Origin of the sequence: Nesterenkonia salmonea (assembly GCF_005771525.1) — a bacterium.
GTDB classification, from domain to species: Bacteria; Actinomycetota; Actinomycetes; order Actinomycetales; family Micrococcaceae; genus Nesterenkonia; species Nesterenkonia salmonea.
Genome location: NZ_VAVZ01000020.1, coordinates 1 through 23,710, shown reverse-complemented (window position 1 = coordinate 23,710; position 23,710 = coordinate 1). Strand labels below are relative to the sequence as shown.

Below are 23,710 nucleotides of genomic sequence, written 5' to 3'. Positions count from 1 at the left end.
TTCGTGTAAACGCATGAGGGCAGTTTTGTGCTGCTCATCACAGTACCTCTGAAACCAGTCTGGACCCTGCCAGGAGCGGCGTCAGCCACTTGACCTGGGAACACTTCTCCGCTCTCACCGAAATCCCTCGACGTGAGAGCCAAAGAGGTCTTGAATGAGGGTATGAGCACATTCGCAGTCACAAACCCGAACACCGGTGAAGTTGAGAAGACCTTCGACTCACTGCCCACCGAACAGATCCCAGGGGTCATCGAGACAGCTGACCGGGCCTTCCACGATTGGAGCAGCGCCTCTGTGGAGGACCGCGCCGCGGTGCTCAGCCGTGCCGCGGACATCTTTGAGTCCCGGGCAGAAGAGCTCGCCCACATCATTGGCCGGGAAATGGGAAAGCCGCTCAAACAGGGCATTTCCGAGGTCAAAAAGGTCGCCTACACCGCACGCTGGCACTCCAAGAATGCGGCAAGCTTTCTGGAGCCCACAGAGCTGCCAGAGGCTCAGGGTGCTGACCGTACCTACGTCAAGCACGACCCGCTCGGCGCTCTGCTGGGCATCATGCCGTGGAACTTCCCGTACAACCAGATTGCCCGTTTCACGATGCCCAACCTCATGGTCGGCAACGTGATCATCATGAAGCAGGCAGCCATCTGCCCTGAGTCTTCACAGAAGTTCCAGGACATTCTAGAAGAAGCGGGGCTCCCCAAGGGCGCCTACACCAATGTGTACCTCAACAGCAGCGATGCTGAGGAGGTACTGAAGGATTTCCGGGTCAAGGGCGTGTCCCTGACCGGCTCAGAAACTGCCGGAGCGTCAGTGGCCGGACTGGCCGCCAAATACCTGAAGAAGTCTGTCTTGGAGCTGGGAGGCAATGACCCGGCAGTTGTTCTGGACACCGACGACGTCGCTGCGCTGGCTCAGAAGCTGGTCACGCTGCGCACTGCCAACGCAGGTCAGGTATGCACCTCACCCAAACGGTTCATAGTGCTGGAAAACCTCTACGACGAGTTCCTCGACGCCACCAAGGAAGCAGTCGAGGCCGTCACCGTGGGCGCCTACGACGACCCCAACACGGACATGGGCCCACTCTCCTCAGAGGGCGCACGCGATGAAGTGGTCGACAGGATCCAGCAAGCCGTCAGCGATGGCGCCACCCTCCACACCGGAGGAGAGAAACTGGACCGTGACGGTTGGTTCATGTCCCCTGCGCTACTGACCGATATCGACCTCGACAGCGACCTGGGCTGCAACGAACTCTTTGGCCCAGCGGTGATGGTGTTCAAAGCTCAGGACGAGGAAGACGCCCTGCGGATCGCAAACAGCACCCAATACGGCCTCATGGCCTCAGTCTGGACCACCCATGTTGAACGCGGACAGCAGGTAGCGGAGCGGATCAACGCCGGGATGACGTTCGTCAACACCCATATGGACTCCAGCCCCGAGTTCCCCTTCGGTGGAATCAACAACTCCGGCTATGGCCGGGAGAACGCCCAGTGGGCGCTGCGCGAGTTCACCAACGAACGCCTAGTTCGCCTCAACAAGCAGAACTTGGGCGGCTAAGCCTCTTCGCGGGGGCCCAACACCAGGTTCGGGCCGGTTGGGCCCTGCGCGGGGCGTCTGCGGCGCGTCACTAGAAAGTGCGTGAGCTTCCAGGTGAGCAGAATCGTCGCGATCGCCAGCAGCGGCCAAGAAAATGCATTAATAGTGTGAATGAGTGCCATGTCCATGGTGACCTCTGTCTTTTCTGGTGAGGACGCTTTAGGCGGGAGGAGTGACGGTGAAGTTGAGGTCGTGGGTGGCGAATGCCTCACCCAGAATCTTCTCCACATTGGAGAGAAGCCCTGCTGAAATGTGGGCGATAGTGTCGGACGGATCATCCTCTGGCAGGAGGGTGCACCACAGGTGGAAGACCAGATTCCCGGAAGTTCCGGAGATCTCCACCACGGCGCTGTCGACCTGGCGGTGAGACATAATTCCAGCGGCGGCAGCTTTGGCGACCTGGTCATACCGTCTCGAATCGAGGGCAACCGGTTCAGTGGGGCCATCGTGCGTCACGTCATGTGATGTGAGGGGTCTGTCCATTGTTTGCTCCTGACGTATGACTGAGGTTCCACCTGAGATGCGTCTCCGCAAGGTGCCCAACGATCAGGACCAATAACAAGTACAACTTTGGTATATTTAGACTGTATAACAGTTGGCCAAAGTTAAGCAAGATTTCTAAATTATCGTTTATAAAATTTGGGGGTCAGCATGAGCAGCGAGACGCCGCCATCGCCGGGCGAGAGCCCAACGACCAGTGAGCCTCTCCCTACTGCTGTGAAGCTCCTGGTTCCCCCACCGTCTGAGGTCTCCGAGAGTAGTGGGTACTGGTACCCCAAGAGTTCGGGGTCCTGTAGTTCGGTAGATTTGCTCAGCCTGCTTCGAGAATACCGCGGTGCAGAAAAGGCCATGCGCGCCAGGACCCGGAAAACCATGAACATGAATGAGACAGACCTGCTCGCCCTCACCTTCCTGGTCCGGCAGCGTTCCGCCGGAAGGATCTGCAGACAGCGTGATCTTGCACAGGCACTCAATATGACTCCTGCCTCAACCAGCGCACTTGTCGACCGCCTAAGTCGCGATGGCTATATCCGCCGAGCACCCCATCCAGAAGATCGCCGTTCCGTGGGCTTGGAGATACTCGGAGAGACTGATCGAGAAGTCAAGGCCACACTGAGCGGCATGCACGCAAGAATGATTCACGCTACGGAGGCCCTTACTGAGGCGGAGCGAGCTGGCGCGGCTAAATTCCTCACGGGTCTGATCCACAGCGTTCGCAGCGACAGTGACGTTTAGGTCCCGGACCGTCTCCCTGAGTCCTGGCTTGCCGCTCCGTCATGCTTAAGGCTGACAGCGCAGGCTTACCCCCGCGAGACAGAGATAGCCCTCAGGGAGGACGCCACTACGGCCGGTGTCCTGAAGACTAAAGCCCATGATTGAGACTCTCCCCGCACTCACCGATACGTTATCCACACTCTCACTCGCTCAGGGCGCCGAAATAGACCCGACCGAGGTGATTATCCCTGAGGACTCCTTTGTGGGCCGCATGCGGAATTGGACCGACGAGCTCCCAGAGGCTCTCCAGTGGCTTGGCATTATCGCGATCTCCGCGATCCCATTCGTCGAATCGTTCTTCGGCGCATTCGTGGGCGTTGTCATCGGCATGCCGGTATGGATGGCTCTCATTGCAGCGATTATCGGCAATATGCTCTCCCTGGCCATCGTGGTCTACGGCGCACACTGGATTCGCGCCTCGATCTTGAAATGTAAACAGCCCAAAGAGCTCAGTGACTCTCAGCGTAGGCGCCGAGCCAAAGCCCAGCGCCTGTTCGACAAATTCGGAATTCCCGGAGTCTCCCTGTTGGGACCGCTGGCACTGCCCAGCCAGTTCACCGCACCTCTGATGGTCTCTTTCGGCGCCAACCGGAACTTGGTCATGATCTGGATGTTCGTATCCGTCGCCGTCTGGGGAACCGGGTTCGCACTCCTTGGGGTGGGCTTCCTCAACCTGCTCTCAGCCTGACCCAACCCAATGTCAGCTTTGCTCAGTGTCCCGGGGGTAGCGCTGCTTCTCACGTGAGCCCTGCGTCAGGTTCCTCAAATCGGCGTCGTTATCGAAATTGGACCCGATGGCGCCCGCCACTGTACCCATGGAGGCCGACAGCCAAGCAATGTCCACATAACTGGCCAGGGTGGCTTCATCACCGATGGTGTCGCCGAGGAACTCCGGGTCAATGAGCAACAAGCCAACGGCCAGAATGGCCCCAAAGAGAAGCAGATAGAGGATCCCCACGCTGACCAGCAGACTGATCACGGTGGAGACGTTGTACATGAACGCCTCGCGCTTCCCACCAGGCCCGGAGCGGTCCCACAGCCGGTTGGAGAACATGAGCCAGGAGACCATCACCGCAACGGCGATCACCGACACCCCTGCCAGACGCCATTGCGGCAGGAACGTGGCCATCTCCCAAATGGTGGAGAAGAAAATACCGAAAGCACCCGTGGCGGCCGCAGCGGAGAACAGGCCTGACAGCTTCGGCAACGACCAGAGCGGCTCGTTATTGGCAACCATGCCCAGAGTCGTCCAGGTACGAGCCGGAACGAACCGAGGAGCGGTGGTGAAGACAGTCTCCTCACCCTTCTGACGCTCCATGCGGGACGAGAAACCAACGTGCCGCTCGACATCTTCCGCGCTGTCATACCGCAGGGCGTCCAGACAGGTGCGCAGTTCTCGGCGCAGGCAGTGGCGCACCCTGGTCGGACCCAAGGCCGGAAGCGAGATGATCGCCAGCGAATCAGCAAAGTGCAGCTCAGCGCGTTTAGGGCGCTTCCCCGCCATCCGGGGAATCTCAGTCACGACCACAGTGAAGTCGGCGTCGTCGTCCCGTGCCCAGTTCTTGACCTCATCAAGGTCAAGTGTGGCGTCCTCCCGGAGCGGGATAAGAGCCCGCTTGTGGACGATGTCCAGTTCGGAACTCCACTGAGCGTCCTCGGCTGAGGAGCCGTCCAATTCCTCCAGCGTGCGCCGGACCCACATAGACGTCCGTCCAGGGTCGGAGTAAATGGCCACAGCGGGCCCGGTGGTGCTTCCTTCCGAATGGTGGTCTTCCTGCGTGGACTCACAGTCCGTCTCGGTGTTCTCATCAAGCATGCCCGGGATTATATGAAAACGCGCCTCGAGTTCCCTGGACAGACTCTGAACAATCGCTCCGCCGGGCTATCCCTGATCGTTGAGCTTCTCAAGCACAAGCGGCTTGACCTTGCTGCCATAGAGCTCGATGGCGTCCATCATGTGCTCATGGGCCAACGCACCATTGCCGTACTTCAGGCCGAAGCGTGTAATGCCGAGCTGTTTCTTGGTCCGCACGATCTTCTCCGCCACCGTCTCTGGTGAACCGACGAAGAGCGCACCATGGGTGATCTCCTGCTCGTACTGCTCACGTGAAGGATACCCATTGCCCCAGCCGCGCTCCTGGCCGAGCTTGTACATCGAGTCAGCCCAGGACGGGTAGAAGATGTCCTGCGCTTTCTGATCAGTCTCAGCGATGAAACCGTGGGAATGTGAGGCCACCCGGAAATCCTGGCCGTGGCCGAACTGTTCCAGTGCGCGGTAGTACAGGTCAACCATCGGGGCGAACCGTTGCGGGGCTCCGCCGATGATTGCCAGTTCCAGGCCGACGCCGTGCCGAGCCGCACGGACCACCGAATTGGGAGTTCCGCCGACGGCAATCCAGGTCGGCAGCCCGAGCTCATGGTCGGTCTTGGGGTAGATCTCAACACCCTGCAGCCCACCACGGGTTTCTCCCTGCCAGGTGATGGCACCCTCTCCACGCAGCTTGGCGAAGAGGTCCACTTTCTCCTCGAACAGCTTCTCGTACTCCGAGAGGTCGTAGCCGAAGAGCGGGTAGGACTCGATGAAGCTGCCGCGGCCCAGTGACACTTCCGCGCGTCCGCCGGTCAGCCCGTCAATGGTGGCGAACCGCTGATAAACCCGGACGGGATCATCCGAGGACAGCACCGTGACCGCCGAGATCAGCTTGATCCGCTCTGTGGCTGCCCCCGCGGCAGCCAGCACCACGTCAGGCGCGGAGATGGCGTAGTCCGGCCGGTGGTGCTCGCCGATTCCGACGACGTCGATGCCCACCTTATCCGCCAGCTTCACCTCATCCAGGACGTTGCGGAGGACTTCAGGCTGGGAAAGCTCGCGCGAGCCATCAGGGGTCTTGGTCACATCACCAAAAGTGTGGATGCCGAACTCGAATGTGTCGCTGTAGCGCTCAGTGCTGATAGTCATGATCACCTCAACCCCAATACTACTCAGGTAATTCCTTCAAATTTGAAGTAAACGCTGAGGTGGCCGGATGGGGCACCCGCTGCGTCGCCGGCGTCGCCGCGGAGCCTGGCGGCCATGTGGACGGCGCGCGGGGCACGGCGCCCACCTGGAGGTTTCTCGGGGTATGACGCCCATCGGAGGGTCCGCCGAGCATATGACAACGCCTTAGTGACATTACCCGGGCGCATAGCGCAGGGTAGAAGCGATAAGGCGGGGTAATCCGAGGGGAAGTACTGGGGACGCTCAGCAGCGGAACGTAGGCTTAGGTCATGACGCAGCACGCTGCCATTGTCGGATCCGGGCCCAATGGGCTGAGCGCCGCCTGCACCCTGGCCCGCGCCGGGTGGAAAGTCACCGTGTACGAGGCGGCAGACCTGCCCGGCGGGGCCGCGCGCTCGGCAGAGCTGTTCGGCCCCGGGCTGATCAGCGATCTTGGTTCCAGTGTGCATCCGCTCACCGCGGCATCTACCGCCTATGCATCGCTCCTGGGGACGGCGGAATCACCCGGTGGCATCGACTACGCCCACCCCCCAGTAGCAGCGGCTCACCCCTCCGATGACGACGACGCCTCCCCCGCACTTCTACACCGCTCACTCGAGCAGACTGCCGAAGAACTCGGCGAAGACGCGGAGCTTTGGCGCTGGGTGATGGGACCCCTCGTTAACAACTGGGACGCTGTGCGGGACGCCATTTTCACCCCACCCAGCCGACCATTCACCGGGATCGCGCGCTCCGGTGAACCGGGCACGGCGCTCCCCCGCCGCATGGCTGAGACGGTCAAGGCCACCGCATCCGCAGGGCTCGAACGGGGCGTGGCCTTCGCCCAGTTCGGTTCCGTGGGGGCCATGCCAGCTCGGAACATGATGCGCAGCTTCAAGACCGCCCGGGGACGAGCGCTGTTCGCCGGACTGGCCGCGCATTCGACAGGGCCGCTCACCCGCCCGCTGACGTCTGCCTTCGGGGTGGTCCTCGGGGCTGCAGCACATGCGGTGGGCTGGCCTGTGATCCGCGGCGGCTCACAGAAGCTGGTCGACGCACTGGTAGCGGAACTCCACGCCCACGGCGGTGAGATCGTCACCGACTTCAAGGTCGAGGCCATCAAGGACGTGCCGCTATCCGGTCTCAGGCTGGGCGTACGCAAGAACCTCAAACGCCGTGGCTACCGGATCGAAGGGGTACGAGCCGATCATCGCGGCCATAGGCGGCGTGCCGGCGAAGAGGTTGCTGACGTCGTCGTTCTGGATCTGACGCCCAAGCAGATGCTCCAACTGGAAGGGCTGTACCTCACCGACCGGGTGACGCGCCGCATGAAGCGCTGGCAGTATGGTCCCGGAGTGGTGAAGATCGACTTCCTGGTGGATGGGCCGATCCCATGGGAGCGGGAGGTCCTCGGATCAGCGGGAACCGTCCACTTAGGCGGCAGCGTGGAGCAAATCACCGCGAGTGAGGCCGCCGCGAATCACGGGGTTCTGCCGGGGCGCCCGTATGTGCTGCTGGCCCAGCCCAGCGCCGCAGATGATTCACGATCACCAGACCACCGGACCGTCGGCTGGGCCTACGCCCATGTGCCGCCTGGCCTTGATGCTGAAGGCACAGCCCGCGCGGCGAAGCTGATTGAGCAGGAAATCACTCGGTACGCTCCGCAGTTTCCGGACGCGGTGTTGGATCGGAAGATCTGGGGACCCTCCGATATGGAAGCCTGGAACGCGAATCTGGTGGGCGGCAGTGTCAGCGCAGGGCTGGCCACCATCGGGCAGACCCTCTCCGGCCCCGCCAGCCTGCGCAGGCCGTATTCAGCGGGCATGGAGGGCATCTACACGTGCTCTGCGGCGACTCCGCCGGGCGGTGGCGCCCACGGAATGGCTGGCTACAACGCAGCGAACGCGATCCTCCGAGAGACTCACTCACTGTAGGCGCCCGCCTAGAACCCGGTGAAGGCGAGCACGCCTGCCACGGCCAACATGGTCAGCCCCACCACAACGTCAATGATCTGCCAGGTCCGCGGGCGGCTGAGCAGCTTGGCGAGCATGGCGGATCCGCAGGCCAGCAGGTTCAGCCAGATCACTGAAGCCAGCACTGCACCAGTGGCGAACCACCATTTGTCAGGCCCGAAAGCATTCGCCATGGTGCCCAAAACCACCAGAGAATCAACCCATGCATGAGGATTCAGGATGCTCAGCATCAGCCCGGTAGCGGCCACGGTGGTGACCTTCGAAACGTTGGTGACTTTGACCTTCTGACGGGTCTGCGTGGCAGTTGCCCCTGGGGCCGCCTCTGCGGAGACCGCGGGCAACTCGGAGGTCATGGCTACGTGAACGGCCTCGCTGGAGGTCTGCTCAGGGAGGACCTCACCGCCACCACCCGGAAAGTGGATGCCTGACTCTTTGGATGCCGGCTCAGCCTTGGGTGCTCCTGTGGCCTTGTACGCCGAACGGAATGACTTGAAAGCGAACCACGCAAGGTAGGCCACTCCCACCCAGCGGATCACATCCAGCAGCCAGGGCGCGTGATCGAGCACGACGCCGACTCCGGCAGTCCCTGCCACGATCAGCACAATATCTCCGATGAGGCAGCAGAAGGCGGCCAGCGCCACGCGGTCTCGGCGTAGCCCCTGGCGCAGAAGCCATGCGCTCTGCGGGCCGATGGCAACGATGAGCGCCATGGTGGTCAGCAGTCCGGTGAGCAGAACAGTAAGCATGCTCCCCAGTCTGGTGTGATCGGCGTATCCGCACCAGCGCAATATTCTTCACTCAATGAAGCTATGCTTCAGATATTGATTAAGGGCGTCAAGCACCAGCAGAAGGGAGAAGACGGTGAACACTGACCATCTGCGGGCCTTTGTACTCGCTGTGGACGAAGGCACGTTCGAATCCGCGGCGGCTCTGCTGCTCATTTCAGGTTCGGCGTTCTCTCAGAGGATCAAGGCCCTGGAGAAAGAGGTCGGCCAGGTCCTGCTCACTCGCACCATCCCGGTCAGGCCTACGGAGTCGGGAGAACAGTTGCTGCGGATCGCTCGGCAGACGATCTTGCTAGAGGATGAGGCTCGTCGCAGTCTGGGTTTCCGCGGATCGTCCCCCAATTTCCGCCCGACCATCACGCTGGCGGTTGCTGTGAACGCGGATTCGCTCTCCAGCTGGTTCATCCGGGTACTTCAGGAGGCGGCGACTTGGGATGATGTGGAGATACACGTTCACGCAGAAGACCAGCAGCACACCGATGAGCTGCTGCGCAACGGGACGGTGGCTGCAGCCGTGACCGAAAACCCCGCTCCAGTGTCCGGGTGTCGGTCACAGCCACTCGGCACCATCCGGTATTGGCCCGTCGCCAGCTCCGAGCTGTTGGACCGGCACCGCGGAGAGCGGGGCGAGGTCGACTGGGCGCGAGTGCCGCAGATTGATTTCAGTGTCCGTGACGCCACCCAGCGCAACGCGCTCTCAAGACTCAGCGCAACACCTGCGGTTACGCACCTGTTGCCATCGGTTCAGGCCTACAACGCTGGCGTGGGGTACGGCTTGGGGTGGGGCATGATTCCGGAGTCCATGCTTCCTGCCGGAGTACTCGAAGGTGAGCATCCAGATCTTGTGGTGATTTCAGAAATCGGAGTGGAGGACGTTCCGCTGCATTGGCAGCACTGGACAACCACGACCCCCGCTCTGGACCGTCTCAGTGACGCGGTGCAGCGGTCCGCCGGACGTTTCCTCAACGGCTGAGGCCGTGGCGGGCGTCAGTGCTCAATCCTCCTGACCCGTTCCACCAGGGCAGCGATATTGCGGATGAACACGATCAACCACGCAAAGAGGATGGCTGCACCAACCAGCTCCAGCGAGGTGAGGTTCCAGTAGTCGATGGGCATCCACAGCAAGAACGAGAAGACCAACCCTGCCGCGGCGATCAGGCTCAGCAGATAGAACGACCGCGGAAAGCCAGGCAGCAGATACGGCACGGAGAGCAGGATAAAAAGAAAACTCAGACCGGAGATGCCTGTGACCAGGCTATGCAGGTCGTGATGGAGGTTAATCGGGATCAGCCCCACGCCTGCCAGGGAAAGGCCCATCACGATCATCGCTGCCCGCAGCAGGGCGATCCTAGGAGTGCGGAAGTGGCCCGAGAGGGCGTTGGAGATCCGAGTGCGCAGCCGCACCTTTCCGGCGGCGTTGCGGTTCTCCTCAGCCCGGGTAGCCAGCCGCCTGGCGACTCTGACCCGTTCGTGACTGGCCCAGATCTCTAAGTCGCGGGTAATGAAAGCCGTAAGCGTGGTGATGATGATGCCGGAAACAACGAGCGTGGTGTTGAAGGTCCAAAAGCTGGTCAGCCCCGCCTGGCCGGTACCCAGTTCGGAGAACATCACATGCCACCAAAAGGGGTTCTCTGCAAAAATCATCGACACCAGAACCCCAGATGCCATGAACACCGCAAGCAGTGTAGAGAGCGAGAAGGCCGTGATGCGCGCGCCCGAGTTGAAGCTGAAGTAGGCCGATACTCCCCCGACCACTGCCAGCAGTACCGCACCGGCAATATGGTCGATGGTCAGGCCGATGAACGCTTCCTGGAAGACCCGGAAGATACCGAGGGACCCCATCACCGCAATCGATGAGTGCACCACGAGGAGCGCGATGGTGTCGATCAGCTGCCGGAGTCTGGGCCTTTGTCCGATCCAAATGTTCGCCATGCGGGCGTTGAGCGAATAGCCCAGCAGGAACGCCAACCCGGCGGTCACTCCGCCAATCACAGCCCCGTAAAACTGAATCGACTCATCACCTGCCAGTGGAGGACGGTGGTCATAGAACACCACCAACCCCAGCATCAGACCCAGCAACCCTCCGATGAGCGCTGACCAGATGGCTCGGGACTCGATCAGGACTTGCAGCCTGGCCTGGGTCTCGGCTTGCTGCGCAGTGGCCATCGCCGGATGAGCGGACTCTTCCTGCGCAGCGCTGACAGCAAGTTCTCGCGCCCGACCAGGTCTGCGGTTGGATGTCACACCACCAGATGTACCAGATTCAGCTGGGACAGGTAAGTTGAACCTTTGCCCCTCCCTGAAGCCGGGATAGGGTCTGCCTATGGAACCAGTGCGCAACCAGGCAGGTCCCCATGTGGTGTCGTACTCGATCACAGTGGCTGCCCCGGCTGACCGGCTCTACGCCATTGTGGCGAACCCACACCGGCATCATGAGATTGACGGCTCGGAGACTGTTCAGTCACGAGCTCGTGGGCCTCAGGAACTCACTGCGGGGTCACGCTTCAGCGTTCATATGCGCAAGTTCGGCATTCCCTACCGGCTTCCGCTGCGCGTCATACAGGCCCAGCGCCCCACGTCGAGCTCATCTGGGGTGGTGGAGTGGCGTCAGCCCACGGGTCACCGCTGGCGTTGGGAGTTCCAACCGCAGGACGACGCCACGACATTGGTGACCGAAAGTTACGATGCCTCGGGCCAGTGGGGTGTGGTTCGTTCTGGACTGAGATGCGCCAAAGTGCCTGAGGCCAACGCGCACAGCGTCCAGTCCTCGTTGCGCCGAATGGCGGGAGTTTTCACCGACACAAGCCCGTGACCAGTACATTTCCCCAGGTCAGGGGAGTTCAGGCTACACTGTGAGGTCTGCGCGAATCGACACCTCCGTCATGGACGACGGAAGTGTTGAATTCTCGCTATTCCGTTGCACCTATTAGCGCCCAGGCTGCCGTTCCAGCTGGAGGGCGTTTCCATATTTAGCAGGAGAACTGCATGTTTAACCCAGAAATTAACCGTGCCCTTATTGCGGCATCAGACTTGATCAATACGGCAGAAGGTCTCAAGAGCGCGAAGCCGTCACCCGACACGCTGGATTCCGTGGAGGGCCTGAGCGTCTACCTCCACGAGCGCGAGCCCGAGCTGGAGTGGCCGACCACCACAGTCAACCGACGTCAGCTGGAGAAGGTCCGTGCGCTGCGCCATAAGTTGCAAACGTTGTGGTCGGCTGCTCCGGTCATTGAGCCCAAAGAGTTGGACATCATCAACGATCTCCTCGATGGCGTGGGAATCCGGGTGGTCGCTGGTGAGGCAGGCGAAGGTTCTGCGTTCCGTGAACGCCCCATCCCCATCTCCGACCAGATCAGCGATGTTATGACAGCGACCGTCGCCGCGGCTCTGTCGTATCTTGTCACCAACGAGGAGACCGGCCGCCTGCGCATCTGCCGCGGTGATGATTGCGAGGCCTCGATTGTCGACTTGACCCGCAACCGTTCCAAACTGTTCTGTGACTTCGGCAATTGTGCTAACCGTGCCCATGTCAGGGCGTACCGGGCCCGCCAAGCCGCGAGGAAGGATGATGAGGAAACCTCCGGACCGGTTCGTCCGCGGCTCACGAAACCCTCCGCCGCAGAGAAGGCCGACCAGCTGAATCGGCCCACCTCTGCCACTGCAATCGCCGCCAAAGAATTCCGGGACCGTATGCGTGAGGAGCTCATGCAGAAACGCCAGGAAAGCTCGAAGGCGACCAAGAAGGTTTAGCACTTCTTCACAAAGAGAACCCCGTCGACGCCCACTGCACTGCGCAGGGCGGACGCGGGGTTTTCTTGTCCCTCCTCCAGCTCAACAGCGGCGGAGAGGGTCCAGCTGGGCTGATTGGCCTCAGCGGTCGGAGCGTTGACCGTAGGGCGGGTCTTCGGCGGGCCCACCACGCTTTTCGGCCTCTTCTTCAGCCTTGCGTCGGCGGGCCTTCTCACGCCGCTCTGCCACCTGCTCGCGGTAGAGCTCCTCAGATACCCGGTTGACCCCTCCGCCCTGGGAGAGCTCTTCAGGGTTTTCGCGTGAGGCCAGCTGCAGCATGGACACCAGTAGCAGGCTCACGATGAACACGATGCCGAATGCCAGCAGTGAGAGGTTGATCGGGTTGTCTAGACCGGCGGAGTCGTGCTCCACACGTGGGTTATCCGACCCACCCGATGAGACGATCAGCGCCACGAATCCGGCCACAGCTGCCAGTGCGAAAGAGAAGATCAGCGGAGCTTTGACTGTCTCCAGCAGGGAGCGACGCTCCTTGGAGTCTTCTGGCACGTGGGTAAGTTTCCTTTGCGGGATCTGGTTGCGACGTACCCCAATTCTACGCCTAGTAGAAGTCGCGGCGCATCTTTACGCCCTTTTACTCGCCTCATGAGTCAGTCCGGCCGCTGAGATGAGCAGGAGTACGGCCATGATGATGACACCCATGCCGGAAATACCCAGAATGCCGTGGGGATCCAGTCCCGCTCCGAGGAAGAGTCCCACCCCGGTGAGGACGCCGACGACGCCGAGAATGATGTGGTCACGGGAGGGGACGAACTCCGCGCGCACCTTCAGTCCGCCATAGAGCTCACAGGCGCCCATGATCAGGAAGCCGACGCCGGCGATGATCGCCAGTGCCGTCGGAGTGGCCGCGAAGAGCGCGGCGATGCCCGAAAGCACCCATGCGGCCGCACCCAGGGCCGCGGCTCCGGTGAGCTTGGGGGGCACCTGCTCCGTTTTGACGTAGTCCCAGACAGCGGTGGCGCAGAGGATGAAGAACGCGGCCAATGCGATGCGGGCGAGGGTCATCGTCTCGTCAGTCCAGAAGATCGTGAGCACTGCGAAGACTGTGGTCACCACCGCTCGCATCCAGGCGGGACGGACGAGGGCAGCGGCAGTCTGGGGGTCGATGCGGGTCACTGGCACGGCCGCAAGTTTACTTCACCGCGTCGCACCAAGAACCATCCACCGGTCAGTGGCGGCACGAACGCCCAACGTCAAGGCCCGGGCCCCGAGGAAAAGCACACCGAATGCCAGCCAGAGCCACAGGATCGGTTCACCGCTCAAGTCCGGGCCCTCCGTCCCGACTGACTGCGAAACCCACCACAGGACGGGAAGGTACATGCCGAGGTTGACCACTCCAGCCAGGGCTAAGTACCTCACGTCTCCGGCTCCCATGAGCACCCCGTCCAGGACAAAGACATATCCGGCCACGGGCTGAGCGGCGGCCAGGACGAACATGGCGATCGTGATCATGTGCGCCACCTGCTCGTCGGGCGTGAACAACAGCGGCACCCAAGGCGCTGCCAAGGCCGTCAGCACCCCCATAAGAGCCCCGAACCCTACCCCCCACCAGGTCATCAGGCGAGTCATGCGCCGGGCCGAAAGCGGTTTGCTGGCGCCCAGTTCGCGTCCTATGAGCGCCTGGGCGGCAATGGCCAGCGCATCCAACACGAACGCCAAGGTGGAGAAGAACGTAAAGGCAACTTGGTGGGCAGCAAGGGTTTCTGGTCCTAGGTCAGTGGCCACGATAACGGTGGCGACCAAGGCGGCACGCAGAGTCAGGGTGCGCAGGAACATCCAACCTCCCACCTGAGCGGCGGAGCGCAGCGCTATAGGATCAACACCCAGCGTCACTCCGGCTGCCCGCATACGCGGTATCAGGATCACGAGGTACGCGATCGCCATTCCCCACTGGGCGATGGAAGTTCCTATTGCTGCACCTGCCACGCCGAGCCCCACAGGGTGAACCAGGATGAGATTCAGCAGAGCGTTGGCACCGAAACCACAGCCAGCCACTACCAGAGGGGTCTTGGTGTCCTGGAAGCCGCGCAGGGCGCCAACTCCGGCAAAGACCAGCAGCATTGCAGGCAGTCCTGGAAGCGACCACAGCAGGTAGTCGAGGGCATGAGGGTGGATTGCACCGGCACTGCCCATGGCCTGAAGCACGCTCTCCCCGGCGGCCAGCCCTGCCAATGCGAGCACCACCCCTAAGCCGAGCGCCAACCACAGTCCATCGCGGCCAGCGGCCAAAGCTTTGGAGGTCTTTCCCGCCCCGACGAAACGCGCCACAGCGGGAGTAGTGGAATAGGCCAGGAAGATCATGAGCCCAACCACGGTGTGCATCACGGTCACACCCAGTGCGGCGCCGGCCAGCTGAGCTGTGCCGAGCCACCCGATGATGGCGGTATCCGCCATGAGGAACAGCGGCTCCGCTACCAGCGCCCCAAGCGCGGGCACGGCAAGAGCAAGAATCTGCCGGGGCAGCGGGCGGGGGTCGCTGCCTTCCGGTGAGCTGGCGTCGTCGTGCTTCTGCGTCACCCGATAACGCTAGCCAGCCAGAAGGTGCTCTGCAGCTCGCCGGCGTGGTCGCCCAACCACGGCACGAGGAAATAGCTCAACAGCAAGGACATCACATTGTTGAACGCGTGCAGCAGCCAGGCGTAGAACAGGTTGCGTCCGGTGACGATGTAGCCAACGGTGATGATGATGCCCATCGTCAGGTAGGGAACGATCGCCACGAAGGAGAGGTCATCGGCCATCCCCAGCAGCGCGGGGATGAAGTGAATCAGCGGGAATGCCACCACCGAGATCGCGCCGCAGATCCACACGTTGATGTACTTGGAGAGTTTGCCGATCAGCAGGTGCCGGAAGAAGTACTCCTCCACATAGGGGCCCAGAATGCCGATCACGGCCACTGCCGCCAGTAGCGGGATGGCTTGGAGCATCGCGTCGATGGCTTCCTGGTTCTCGGATGTCTCACCATCTGAGCCGAGGATGATCACAATGATCACCAGGTTGAGGAGGATGGAGGCGAACCAGGCGACCGGGACAAGAAGGAGCTTCAGCCACCAGAGGTAGCTGAAGGCCTTAATCGACCGCCACAGAGCGGCTCCAGAGAGCGCGACGGCGATCGCAGCCAGAATTCCGTAACCGATGGCATTGATCAGAAAGGTCCCTTGTTGGGCTTGCACCTCATCGCCGGTGAGCAGCTCATTGACCGGCGGCAGCAGAGCGACCAAACCGATCAGTCCTGTGAGGAATCCCACCACGTAGAACAGCGTTGCACCGAGATCCCACCAGGTGAATGCTCCGGGCTCAGCGTCCTTCTGCTGTCTCCTCGGCGCTGGGCGCCAGCCTGGTGGTGGCCCCGCAACCGGCGGACTCATCCCCGGCTGCCAACCGGGAGGAGGTCCAGACTGGGGGCTCCAACCTGCAGGCGGGGGCCCATACGGGTTAGGTACTGGTGGTGGCTGCTGGCTCATTGACCCCAGCCTAATGAACTCCAGGGCGGCTGGACATCCGCCTCAGGGATGACGGCGTCAAGGTTGTTGAGGGCTGGGCTGGCGCTGCGGGGTGGAGTCCGCGATGGCGGCCGGATCTACCGCTCCCTCATTGCGACCGGAGTACGGGGAGGGGGTGAGCAGTGTGGCATTGCGCAGATCGCGAATGCGTCGGGCTTTTTCCGCCACCTCATGGTCCTCTTCGCTGATCGGCTCCCACCGAACGATCCGCCGCGCTGAACCGGTTCCATCGGGGGCGACCATGACTGGGAGCCCATACGCGACATCTTCCGGGTTGCGGTCCCACCGGTCGCCGGCGCGAACTCGAACCAACACGTGCATAGATTTGGAACCGGTGAGGACAAGGCGCGCGTCAACCTCCACAAGATCTCCAATAGTGATGGGACGGTAGAACCGCACACCTCCGGAGAGGACTGTCACCACGTCATAGTCGCAGTACCTTTCAGCGCAGATCTCAGCCGCCTGGTCGATCCACTTCATCACCACGCCTCCGCGAATTTTCCCATCCGGGTACCGTTCCTGCTCTTCGGTACTGACGAGGAATCTCAAGGTCAGAGCCTCAGAGGAGCTGAAGCTCTTTGGCAGTGACTGAATCGTCTCCTCAACCCGTTTGCGGTAAATCATCCGCCGGGCGGCGTCGACATCCCTTCTGCATTCCAACTCGCTAGAGGGCTCAAAAGGCGGCACGGGCTCAACTTCACCGTCCGGGCCGACTGCCACGTAGATCATGAAGCACTCGGTGCATGTCTGCCATCCGCCGGATTCCTTCTTGATCAGCACTCGGGTCTGGATGTGCACGCTCGCCCGCCCGGTGTGCACCACGCGCGCCTGGACCGTGACCGGGGTGTCCCGAGGCACCGGGACGGTGAAGTGCATATTTCCCACATACGCGGTGACGCACTGCGAGCGCGACCAGCTGGCAGCGCAGGCGTAGGCGGTTTTGTCTATCCAATCGACCACGACGCCGGCAGGCACATTCGTATCACGCGAGGAGCCAGTGACTTCGCGGAAGGTCAGTTCGATGCTTGACCGGCGGGGCATGAGTCGACGGTAGCACTGGCGGTGGAGGGGCTCATAGGGAAGCGGGACCCGCGACGTGGTCGAAGACCAAGCTTGTTTGGGTTGTCGCCACCACAGGATCTGCCGACAGGTGCTCCAGAACGAACTGCCTGATGTGGTCTGTATCCCGGGCTGTGACGTGGATGAGAAAGTCATCCATCCCGCCTACAAAGAAGTATTGGGTGACTTCGGGGACCTTCTTGAGGGTTTCACCGAAGGCTGCCATCTGCTGCCTGGCGCCTGGGCGCAGCCTGACGCTGATCAGCGCTTCGATGCCCCGCCCAAGGGCTCTGGGGTTGACGTCGACGGTGAATCGTCGGATCACACCAGCCTGCTGCAGAGCCTTCATGCGGGCCAGGCAGGTTGAGGGCGCTACGCCTAGGGCCTCACTGAGCGCCTGGTTGGTCATGCGCGCATCGTCTCGCAGCAGTTCAAGAAGGCGCCGGTCAGTGTGATCCAGCTCATAACTGCTGTGCAGTTCCTTCGATGCACGGGGTCGTTTCGGAGGCATAGTTTCTATCCTTCTGTCATTTTTTGATGAATTGCCGAATATTCTTCGAAACTATCGCACGATTCGGGGATTTTCGCGATAATTGAGACAACTCGCAATTGTTTCTTCGAAGGGGAAAGTATGATCATCTCAGTACCGCGGGAAGTTAAGAACTTCGAGCACCGCGTGGCCATCACCGTCTCGGGTGTACATGAGCTGACCAAGCGCGGCCACCAGGTCTTGGTGGAGGACAACGCAGGTGGGGGCTCTGCGATCACGAATGATGACTACCGCGCCGCTGGTGCCACCATTGTCGACGACGCCGATGATCTGTGGGCGCGGGCGGACATCGTCCTGAAGGTCAAAGAGCCTGTGGAGTCTGAGTACCACCGCTTCCGCAGAGGACTGGTGCTCTTCACCTATCTTCATCTGGCTGCTGAACCAGCGCTGACCCAGGCGCTTTTGGATGCCGGCGTCACAGCTATTGCGTACGAAACGGTGCAGACGGCTGACCGCCGACTACCGCTGCTGGCCCCGATGAGCGAGGTTGCGGGGCGGTTGTCGGTGCAGGCTGGTGCTCATGCCCTTACTGCGCCCGCTGGGGGCCGGGGGGTCCTGCTCGGGGGTGTGCCCGGTGTACCACCCGCCAAGGTCACAGTTCTGGGGGCAGGCATCGCTGGAACCAACGCTGCCGCCATGGCTGTGGGGATGGGTGCGGAGGTGAGCATTCTTGACATCAACGTCGACCGGCTCCGCCAGCTCGACGCCCAATACGCTGGCCGACTGAAAACCATCGCCTCCAACGCACTCGAGGTGGAGCGCGCGGTTCACGAATCCGATCTGGTGATCGGCTCCGTTCTCATCCCAGGAGCAAAGGCCCCCAAGCTGGTCACCGAGGCTATGGTGCGCTCAATGCGGCCCGGTAGCGTCCTGGTGGATATCGCCGTCGACCAAGGGGGCTGCTTTGAGAACTCCCGGCCCACAACGCACAACGATCCCACCTTCACTGTTCACGACACGGTCTTCTACTGCGTCAGCAATATGCCTGGAGCCGTTCCCAGCACCTCCACCTATGCTCTGACCAATGTCACGCTGCCCTATGTCACCGCACTGGCAGATCAGGGAGCAGCAGCCGCGATGGAGGCGAACCCCTCCCTGGCCGGAGGCCTCAATACGATGGGCGGTCATGTCACGCACCAATCAGTCAGCGACGCCCATGGGCTGCCTTTCGTGGACCGCCACGAGGCGTTGTCCTCCATGGCGGAGGGACAACAGCTCTAGCCGACATCTCATGCACCTGAAGGTGCAGGATGACACACAGGTGAAATCCGCGACACTCTATGGTGGTGAAGCGGAGCCACCATAGTATGGTTTCGCGTGCACGACGATGTGTCAGTCCTCGACCCAGCGATGACCTTGAGGTGGCAATGCACCCGTTCGAGAATCCCTTCCGTCACAGTGCCGAAGCGAAGCGCCACGCGCTGCGGCACTTCCGCGCCGTGCTCTTTGACATGGACGGCGTCGTCACCGATACCGCAGGGGTGCACTTCACCGCGTGGAAAGAGCTGTTCGACGCTTCACTGACTGAGCTCACCGGCACCAAGCAACCCGAGTTCACTGAGGAGGACTACCTCAACTACGTGGACGGACGCCCACGCGAGGAGGGTGTGCGAACCCTTCTGCGCGCCCGTGGTGTCGAAGCTCCTGAGGGGTCACCGGATGATCCGGCCGAAACCCTGAGCATCCACGGACTCGCCGCCCGCAAACAAGGATTCTTCCAGGCAGTGATGGACCGGGACGGCGTCGATGTCTTCGACACGACTGTTGACCTGATTCATCGTCTGCGCAAAGACGGAATCCCGACAGCACTCGTCACGTCCTCTCGCAACGGCCGCGAGGTTCTCCGACGAGCAGACCTGATGGAGATCTTCGACACGATTGTGGACGGCACCGACGCCCTGGAGCTGAAGCTGCCGGGCAAGCCGAATCCTCATATGTTCCTCCACGCCTCCGCACAGCTCGGCGTGGAGCCCGAGGACGCGATTGTGGTGGAGGACGCTGTCTCTGGGGTACAGGCAGGCCGGGCGGGGAACTTCGGTATGGTCGTCGGGCTCAACCGCGGCGGAGACCCGCGGCGCCTCAAAGATGGAGGAGCCGACATTGTGGTCTCCGACCTCTCTGTGGCCCGTCTGCATACCCGTACCACCAGGCCCTACGACCCCAACTGGGTGCTCACATACGATTCCTTCGACCCGCTCGAGGAGCCCACTCGGGAAGTTCTGTGCCATATGGCCAACGGCTACTGGGGAACCCGTGCCTCCTACCCGGGGACGAGCGCTGATGCGACCCACTACCCGGGAAACTACATCGCAGGAGTCTTCAACAGACTCAAAACAGACATCATGGGCAAGACGGTGGAGACCGAACATATGGTCAATATCCCCGACTGGACCTATGTACAGATCACCCCGGAGGCAGGCAACCCGCTGATCCCAGGGTCTCCAGAGCTGCTGGACTACCGCCAAGAACTGGATATGCGCCGCGGCCTTGTCACTCGCGTTGCCCGCTACCAGGACCTGCACGGACGCCGCACCAAAGTCACCTTCCGCCAGTTCCAGACCTTGGCGGGAGTGCACCTTGCGGCAATGGAAGTCAAGATCGAGGCCGAAAACTGGTCCGGGAACGTCAATGTTCGCTCCATGATCGAAGGACGGGTCGCCAATAGGAATGTGGCGGCGGACCGTGAGTTGGCGGGCAATCATCTGAACCCGGTGGACTCTCGAGAGGTGGACGGCCAGACCGTTCTGTTGGAGACCGAGACCAACCAGTCGCGGGTGCAGATCGCGGTGGCAACGCGGACTTCAGTCAATACTAAGACTGCTCCGATGCGCAGGCCTGTCATGGAGTCGGACCTGGTGGCCGGCCATGACATCTCGCTGAACCTGGTAGAGGGCGAACCTGTCATCATCGAGAAGATCGCGGCGGCCTCGAGCTCTCATGACCACGCGGTATCCACTGTGTGGCACAACGCGGTCAAGCGCGTCCAGCGCGCTACATGTTTCCGGGAGATGCTCACGTACCACGAGGAAATGTGGGGCACCCTGTGGCATCGTTTTGCGGTGTCGATCGGCACCGGGCATTCCCGGCAGCAACTTGCACTGAACCTCCATACCTTCCACATGCTGCAGACTGCTTTCGGGGCTCGCCGGGACCTGGATGCCTCACTGCCTGCCAGGGGACTGTCCGGAGAGGGGTACCGCGGCCACCTGTTCTGGGATGAGCTCTTCATGTACCCCATGCTCACGCTGCGCCGCCCGGAGCTGACCCGTGGGATCTTGATGTACCGGTTCCGCCGCCTCGGTGAGGCCCGCGCCGCCGCCCGGGCCGCCGGTTACGCGGGTGCGATGTTCCCTTGGCAGGCTGGGTCTGACGGCCGGGAGGAGACTCCGACAGAGTTGTGGAACCCACGGTCCCAAATGTGGATGCCGGATCACTCTCACCGGCAACGGCATGTTTCCCTCGCGGTGGCCTATTCGGTACTGCAGTACTTTGAGGCGACCCAGGATTACACTTTCCTCTCTGACTATGGGGCTGAGCTCCTCGTGGAGGTTTCGCGTTTCTTCGTTTCCATGACTGAGTACGACGCCGACGCCGACCGATACGACATCAGCGGGGTGATGGGCCCTGATGAGTATCACGACGGGTACCCGGACACCCCCGGCTCAGGACTGAAGAACAATGCCTACACCAATGTGCTGACTTCCTGGATGCTGCGGCATACCGCGCATCTGGTGCGCGAGCTGGACTCGCGCGACGATCCGCTGAGCGAATGGCTGGATATCTTCGAAGATGAGCTGGTCCAGTGGGAGAACATCTCGCAGCGGCTTCGTGTGCCGTTCCATGAGGATGGGATCATCAGCCAATTTGAGGGCTACGAGGACCTGTTGGAGTTCGATTGGGCTGGTTATAAGGCGAAGTACGGAAATATTGGCCGACTGGATCTGATCCTTCAAGCAGAAGGTGACGCCACGAACCGGTACAAGCTCTCCAAACAGGCCGATGTGCTCATGCTGTGCTATCTCTTCAGCGCGGACGAGCTGATCGGCACGCTGCGGCATATGGGGTATGAGCTGACCATGACGGACTTTGGTCGGACCATCGAGTACTACCTGGCCAGGTCCTCCCACGGGTCAACCCTGTCCAGAGTGGTGCACGGATGGGTGGCCGCTCGGTTCGACCGAGCGGGATCGTGGAACCTCTTCCGGGAAGCGCTGGAGGCAGACCTATCTGACACTCAGGGTGGCACCACTCGCGAAGGTGTTCACCTCGGAGCCATGGCCGGGACGGTCGATATGGTGATCCGCTGCTACGGCGGCGTGGAGACCCGCGCGGACGCGCTGTGGCTGCGGCCGCTGCTGCCCGATGACGTTCCTGAGGTGACATTCCGAATGCGCTACCGCAACCAGCCGATCCTGGTGCGCATCAATCACGACGATGTCACCCTGAATCTCTCACAAGGTTCCGCCGAACCCATCGACATCAATGTGGAGGGTAAGCACAAGCTGATGGAACCCGGCGAAGTCTGGACGGTCAAGCTCGAACATCACGCCCGCGCGCACGAAAAGGAGCTCGCTGAGAACACCTCAGACTGAGGCTCTGTCCACCAGCCCTCTAAAGTACATGCGCATCCGGCCGAGGGCATGGTCGTTGATGTGATGTTCACTGTCGTGGTAGACAGTCAGACTCGTAGAGGCAACAACTGCTTCGAAGGCCTCCGCTGTCTCTTTGGCACGTTGGAGTGGAACCCAGGGGTCCTGGTCGGCGCAGAAGAGTTCCACCTGCGTGTTTGCCATGGGACTGCCAGGTCGCTGAGCGAAAGTCCGCCGGTCCGGACCCAGGAACCCTCCAGTGTGAAGCACCACCCCATCCACAGCGGGCTGTCGAGTCAGTAGATACTCGGCCAACAAGCATGCACCCTGGGAGAAGCCGAGTACGGCCACTGGAGGGCCCCCGGCATCGCGTTCCCGGAGGAGGCCCTCCAGTTGCTTTTCCACCACACCGATTGCTTGGCCCAGTTGCGGCTGGTTCGAATCCATGTCTGCCATGAATTTCCCGGGATACCAGGAATTATCAGCAGCAGCCGGAAGGACCCAGCTGATCCAGTCCAAGCCGAGACGTGCGGCAAGCTCTTTGAGGAACTCGGGGCTCTGAGTTCTTCCGTGCACCCCGTAGACCACGAGCCTTGCGTCAGATCTTGCTGGACCGTGGTCTACGGGATCAATGTGTGCATGGGACGTCACGGTGTTGCTCAGTCCTCCACGGTGATGTCTTCGAGCTGGCCCATGATGTGATCGCGCTCGTGTTCGAACTGGGGAGGCAGCATGAACTGGCGGCCGAGCTCTTCAGGTGACTCATCACAGTCCCAGCCGCCGTCTTCATGGGTCACTGCAAGTTCGAAGAGTGCGCCTCCTGGTGTGCGGACATAGTGAGACTTGAAGTAGGTACGGTCCTTCAGCTCGGAGATGTCGGTGTACCCCGCTCCTTCGATGCTGAACTTAGCTTCCTCCTGGTTCTCCAGGTTGTCGAAGTTCCAGGCGAAGTGGTGGTAAGTGCCGGCCCCGAAGCGCCACGACCCCTGCTGATCGCTGCGGTTGCCCCGCAGCTCGATCCAGTTGCCGTAATCATCTGAGCCAACTTTGAACCGCGCCACATCGCCTTCTTCGGAGATCTCTCCCTCGGCGAAGAACACGTCATTGACGAAGTCAACCATCCGGTCCTGGTCGTAGAGGTGGATGCCCATGCCGTGGATTCCGTGAATAGCTGCGTCCTGAGGAACACCATTGCCCGGGTAGCCCACTCGAGGGTCCCCGTGCGCACCGACGAGCACATATTCAATTCCGGAGGGGTGGTTCAGGGCGATCCGGCGCTCCCCAAACTGCTCAAACTCCTGCTAGTCGACGCGAAACTCCTTGAACCTTTTGGCCCAGAAGTCCATGGAGCTGGCCGGGACTGAAAGCATCACTTCACGCGCTTGGTTCGTGCCGCGTTTGCCAAAGATGTTTTGTTGCGCCCACGGAAAGGTGGTCACCACAGCTGAGGGGTCGCCATTGGCATTGGAGTAGTAGAGATGGTAAATCGGAATCGATCCGTCATACAGCACAGTCTTCTTGATGAACCGCATTCCCGGGTTATAGGCAGAAATGTGTGTATGGCCCGGGCGTGTCAGGGGCTGCCGGCCCAGCCTTTCCTGG

24 protein-coding genes are annotated in these 23,710 nt (G+C 61.4%); 9 read left to right on the top strand and 15 right to left on the bottom strand.

Annotation, left to right across the window (positions count from 1 at the left end; genetic code table 11):
- Nucleotides 1-162: 162 nt before the first annotated feature.
- The gene (locus FEF26_RS08345; protein ID WP_138253084.1) at nucleotides 163-1,554 is read left to right on the top strand and encodes an NAD-dependent succinate-semialdehyde dehydrogenase; all 1,392 of its coding nucleotides are present in this window, start codon (nucleotides 163-165) and stop codon (nucleotides 1,552-1,554) included.
- Here the strand turns inward: FEF26_RS08345 and FEF26_RS15725 are convergent.
- Nucleotides 1,551-1,715 (bottom strand): hypothetical protein, encoded by a 165-nt coding sequence (locus FEF26_RS15725; RefSeq protein WP_166432971.1) that lies wholly within the window; start codon nucleotides 1,713-1,715, stop codon nucleotides 1,551-1,553. The two genes, FEF26_RS08345 and FEF26_RS15725, sit on opposite strands and share 4 nt — an antisense overlap.
- Before the next feature lie 37 nt (nucleotides 1,716-1,752).
- Nucleotides 1,753-2,076 (bottom strand): hypothetical protein, encoded by a 324-nt coding sequence (locus FEF26_RS08340; protein ID WP_138253083.1) that lies wholly within the window; start codon nucleotides 2,074-2,076, stop codon nucleotides 1,753-1,755.
- 396 nt (nucleotides 2,077-2,472) lie between these two features.
- Here FEF26_RS08340 and FEF26_RS16090 point away from each other — a divergent pair, with 396 nt between their 5' ends.
- On the top strand, nucleotides 2,473-2,829 hold the full coding sequence (locus FEF26_RS16090) for a MarR family winged helix-turn-helix transcriptional regulator (RefSeq protein ID WP_243730488.1): 357 nt from the start codon (nucleotides 2,473-2,475) through the stop codon (nucleotides 2,827-2,829).
- A gap of 136 nt (nucleotides 2,830-2,965) precedes the next feature.
- Nucleotides 2,966-3,556 (top strand): small multi-drug export protein, encoded by a 591-nt coding sequence (locus tag FEF26_RS08330; RefSeq protein ID WP_243730487.1) that lies wholly within the window; start codon nucleotides 2,966-2,968, stop codon nucleotides 3,554-3,556.
- A 12-nt stretch (nucleotides 3,557-3,568) separates the two neighbouring features.
- On the opposite strand, the gene FEF26_RS08325 is transcribed toward FEF26_RS08330, so the two are convergent.
- Nucleotides 3,569-4,684, bottom strand: a complete 1,116-nt coding sequence (locus FEF26_RS08325) for a GtrA domain-containing protein (RefSeq protein WP_138253081.1) — start codon at nucleotides 4,682-4,684, stop codon at nucleotides 3,569-3,571.
- A gap of 66 nt (nucleotides 4,685-4,750) precedes the next feature.
- Nucleotides 4,751-5,827 carry an LLM class flavin-dependent oxidoreductase gene (locus FEF26_RS08320; protein WP_138253080.1) on the bottom strand — a complete coding sequence of 359 codons (1,077 nt, stop codon included), beginning with the start codon at nucleotides 5,825-5,827 and terminating at the stop codon, nucleotides 4,751-4,753.
- A 308-nt stretch (nucleotides 5,828-6,135) separates the two neighbouring features.
- On the opposite strand from FEF26_RS08320, the gene FEF26_RS08315 reads away from it, so the two are divergent.
- Nucleotides 6,136-7,779: a phytoene desaturase family protein gene (locus FEF26_RS08315; RefSeq protein ID WP_138253079.1), complete on the top strand. Its 1,644-nt coding sequence runs from the start codon at nucleotides 6,136-6,138 to the stop codon at nucleotides 7,777-7,779.
- An 8-nt stretch (nucleotides 7,780-7,787) separates the two neighbouring features.
- Here FEF26_RS08315 and FEF26_RS08310 read toward each other — a convergent pair whose 3' ends face one another.
- Nucleotides 7,788-8,564, bottom strand: a complete 777-nt coding sequence (locus tag FEF26_RS08310) for a LysE/ArgO family amino acid transporter (protein ID WP_138253078.1) — start codon at nucleotides 8,562-8,564, stop codon at nucleotides 7,788-7,790.
- Between the two features lie 115 nt (nucleotides 8,565-8,679).
- Between FEF26_RS08310 and FEF26_RS08305 the strand changes: the two genes are divergently transcribed.
- On the top strand, nucleotides 8,680-9,576 hold the full coding sequence (locus FEF26_RS08305) for an ArgP/LysG family DNA-binding transcriptional regulator (RefSeq protein ID WP_138253077.1): 897 nt from the start codon (nucleotides 8,680-8,682) through the stop codon (nucleotides 9,574-9,576).
- A 14-nt stretch (nucleotides 9,577-9,590) separates the two neighbouring features.
- Here the strand turns inward: FEF26_RS08305 and FEF26_RS08300 are convergent, their stop codons facing one another.
- On the bottom strand, nucleotides 9,591-10,847 hold the full coding sequence (locus FEF26_RS08300; RefSeq protein WP_138253076.1) for a hypothetical protein: 1,257 nt from the start codon (nucleotides 10,845-10,847) through the stop codon (nucleotides 9,591-9,593).
- Nucleotides 10,848-10,926: 79 nt separating this feature from the next.
- On the opposite strand from FEF26_RS08300, the gene FEF26_RS08295 reads away from it, so the two are divergent.
- Both FEF26_RS08295 and FEF26_RS08290 read left to right on the top strand, forming a co-directional pair.
- Complete coding sequence (locus tag FEF26_RS08295; RefSeq protein WP_138253075.1) at nucleotides 10,927-11,415, top strand: SRPBCC family protein; 489 nt, start codon at nucleotides 10,927-10,929, stop codon at nucleotides 11,413-11,415.
- A 173-nt stretch (nucleotides 11,416-11,588) separates the two neighbouring features.
- A complete protein-coding gene (locus tag FEF26_RS08290) occupies nucleotides 11,589-12,353 on the top strand; it encodes a CGNR zinc finger domain-containing protein (RefSeq protein WP_138253074.1) in 765 nt (254 codons plus the stop codon).
- A 120-nt stretch (nucleotides 12,354-12,473) separates the two neighbouring features.
- On the opposite strand, the gene FEF26_RS15925 is transcribed toward FEF26_RS08290, so the two are convergent.
- The 6 genes from FEF26_RS15925 to FEF26_RS08260 all read right to left on the bottom strand — a co-directional run bounded on the left by FEF26_RS15925 (nucleotide 12,474) and on the right by FEF26_RS08260 (nucleotide 17,480).
- Nucleotides 12,474-12,899, bottom strand: a complete 426-nt coding sequence (locus FEF26_RS15925; protein WP_208012872.1) for a hypothetical protein — start codon at nucleotides 12,897-12,899, stop codon at nucleotides 12,474-12,476.
- Nucleotides 12,900-12,974: 75 nt separating this feature from the next.
- A complete protein-coding gene (locus FEF26_RS08280; protein WP_138253073.1) occupies nucleotides 12,975-13,532 on the bottom strand; it encodes a hypothetical protein in 558 nt (185 codons plus the stop codon).
- Nucleotides 13,533-13,547: 15 nt separating this feature from the next.
- Nucleotides 13,548-14,927: an MATE family efflux transporter gene (locus tag FEF26_RS08275; protein ID WP_243730486.1), complete on the bottom strand. Its 1,380-nt coding sequence runs from the start codon at nucleotides 14,925-14,927 to the stop codon at nucleotides 13,548-13,550.
- Nucleotides 14,924-15,775, bottom strand: coding sequence for a CPBP family intramembrane glutamic endopeptidase (locus FEF26_RS08270; RefSeq protein ID WP_166432970.1), 852 nt, complete (start codon nucleotides 15,773-15,775; stop codon nucleotides 14,924-14,926). Before FEF26_RS08270 ends, FEF26_RS08275 begins: the two co-directional genes overlap by 4 nt.
- A gap of 153 nt (nucleotides 15,776-15,928) precedes the next feature.
- The gene (locus FEF26_RS08265) at nucleotides 15,929-16,951 is read right to left on the bottom strand and encodes an acyl-CoA thioesterase (protein WP_138253071.1); all 1,023 of its coding nucleotides are present in this window, start codon (nucleotides 16,949-16,951) and stop codon (nucleotides 15,929-15,931) included.
- Nucleotides 16,952-16,982: 31 nt separating this feature from the next.
- Entirely contained in the window at nucleotides 16,983-17,480 is a 498-nt protein-coding gene (locus tag FEF26_RS08260; protein ID WP_138253070.1) for an Lrp/AsnC family transcriptional regulator, read from the bottom strand.
- Between the two features lie 120 nt (nucleotides 17,481-17,600).
- Here FEF26_RS08260 and ald point away from each other — a divergent pair, with 120 nt between their 5' ends.
- On the top strand, nucleotides 17,601-18,740 hold the full coding sequence (gene ald, locus FEF26_RS08255; RefSeq protein ID WP_138253069.1) for an alanine dehydrogenase: 1,140 nt from the start codon (nucleotides 17,601-17,603) through the stop codon (nucleotides 18,738-18,740).
- 146 nt (nucleotides 18,741-18,886) lie between these two features.
- Nucleotides 18,887-22,111: a beta-phosphoglucomutase family hydrolase gene (locus FEF26_RS08250; protein WP_138253068.1), complete on the top strand. Its 3,225-nt coding sequence runs from the start codon at nucleotides 18,887-18,889 to the stop codon at nucleotides 22,109-22,111.
- Here FEF26_RS08250 and FEF26_RS08245 read toward each other — a convergent pair.
- The 3 genes from FEF26_RS08245 to FEF26_RS16080 all read right to left on the bottom strand — a co-directional run.
- Entirely contained in the window at nucleotides 22,103-22,759 is a 657-nt protein-coding gene (locus FEF26_RS08245) for an alpha/beta hydrolase (protein WP_138253067.1), read from the bottom strand. The genes FEF26_RS08250 and FEF26_RS08245 overlap by 9 nt on opposite strands.
- A gap of 8 nt (nucleotides 22,760-22,767) precedes the next feature.
- On the bottom strand, nucleotides 22,768-23,346 hold the full coding sequence (locus tag FEF26_RS16085) for a VOC family protein (RefSeq protein ID WP_243730485.1): 579 nt from the start codon (nucleotides 23,344-23,346) through the stop codon (nucleotides 22,768-22,770).
- Nucleotides 23,347-23,409: 63 nt separating this feature from the next.
- Nucleotides 23,410-23,710 (bottom strand): VOC family protein (locus tag FEF26_RS16080; RefSeq protein ID WP_481850147.1); only part of this gene is annotated, 301 nt, incomplete at its 5' end.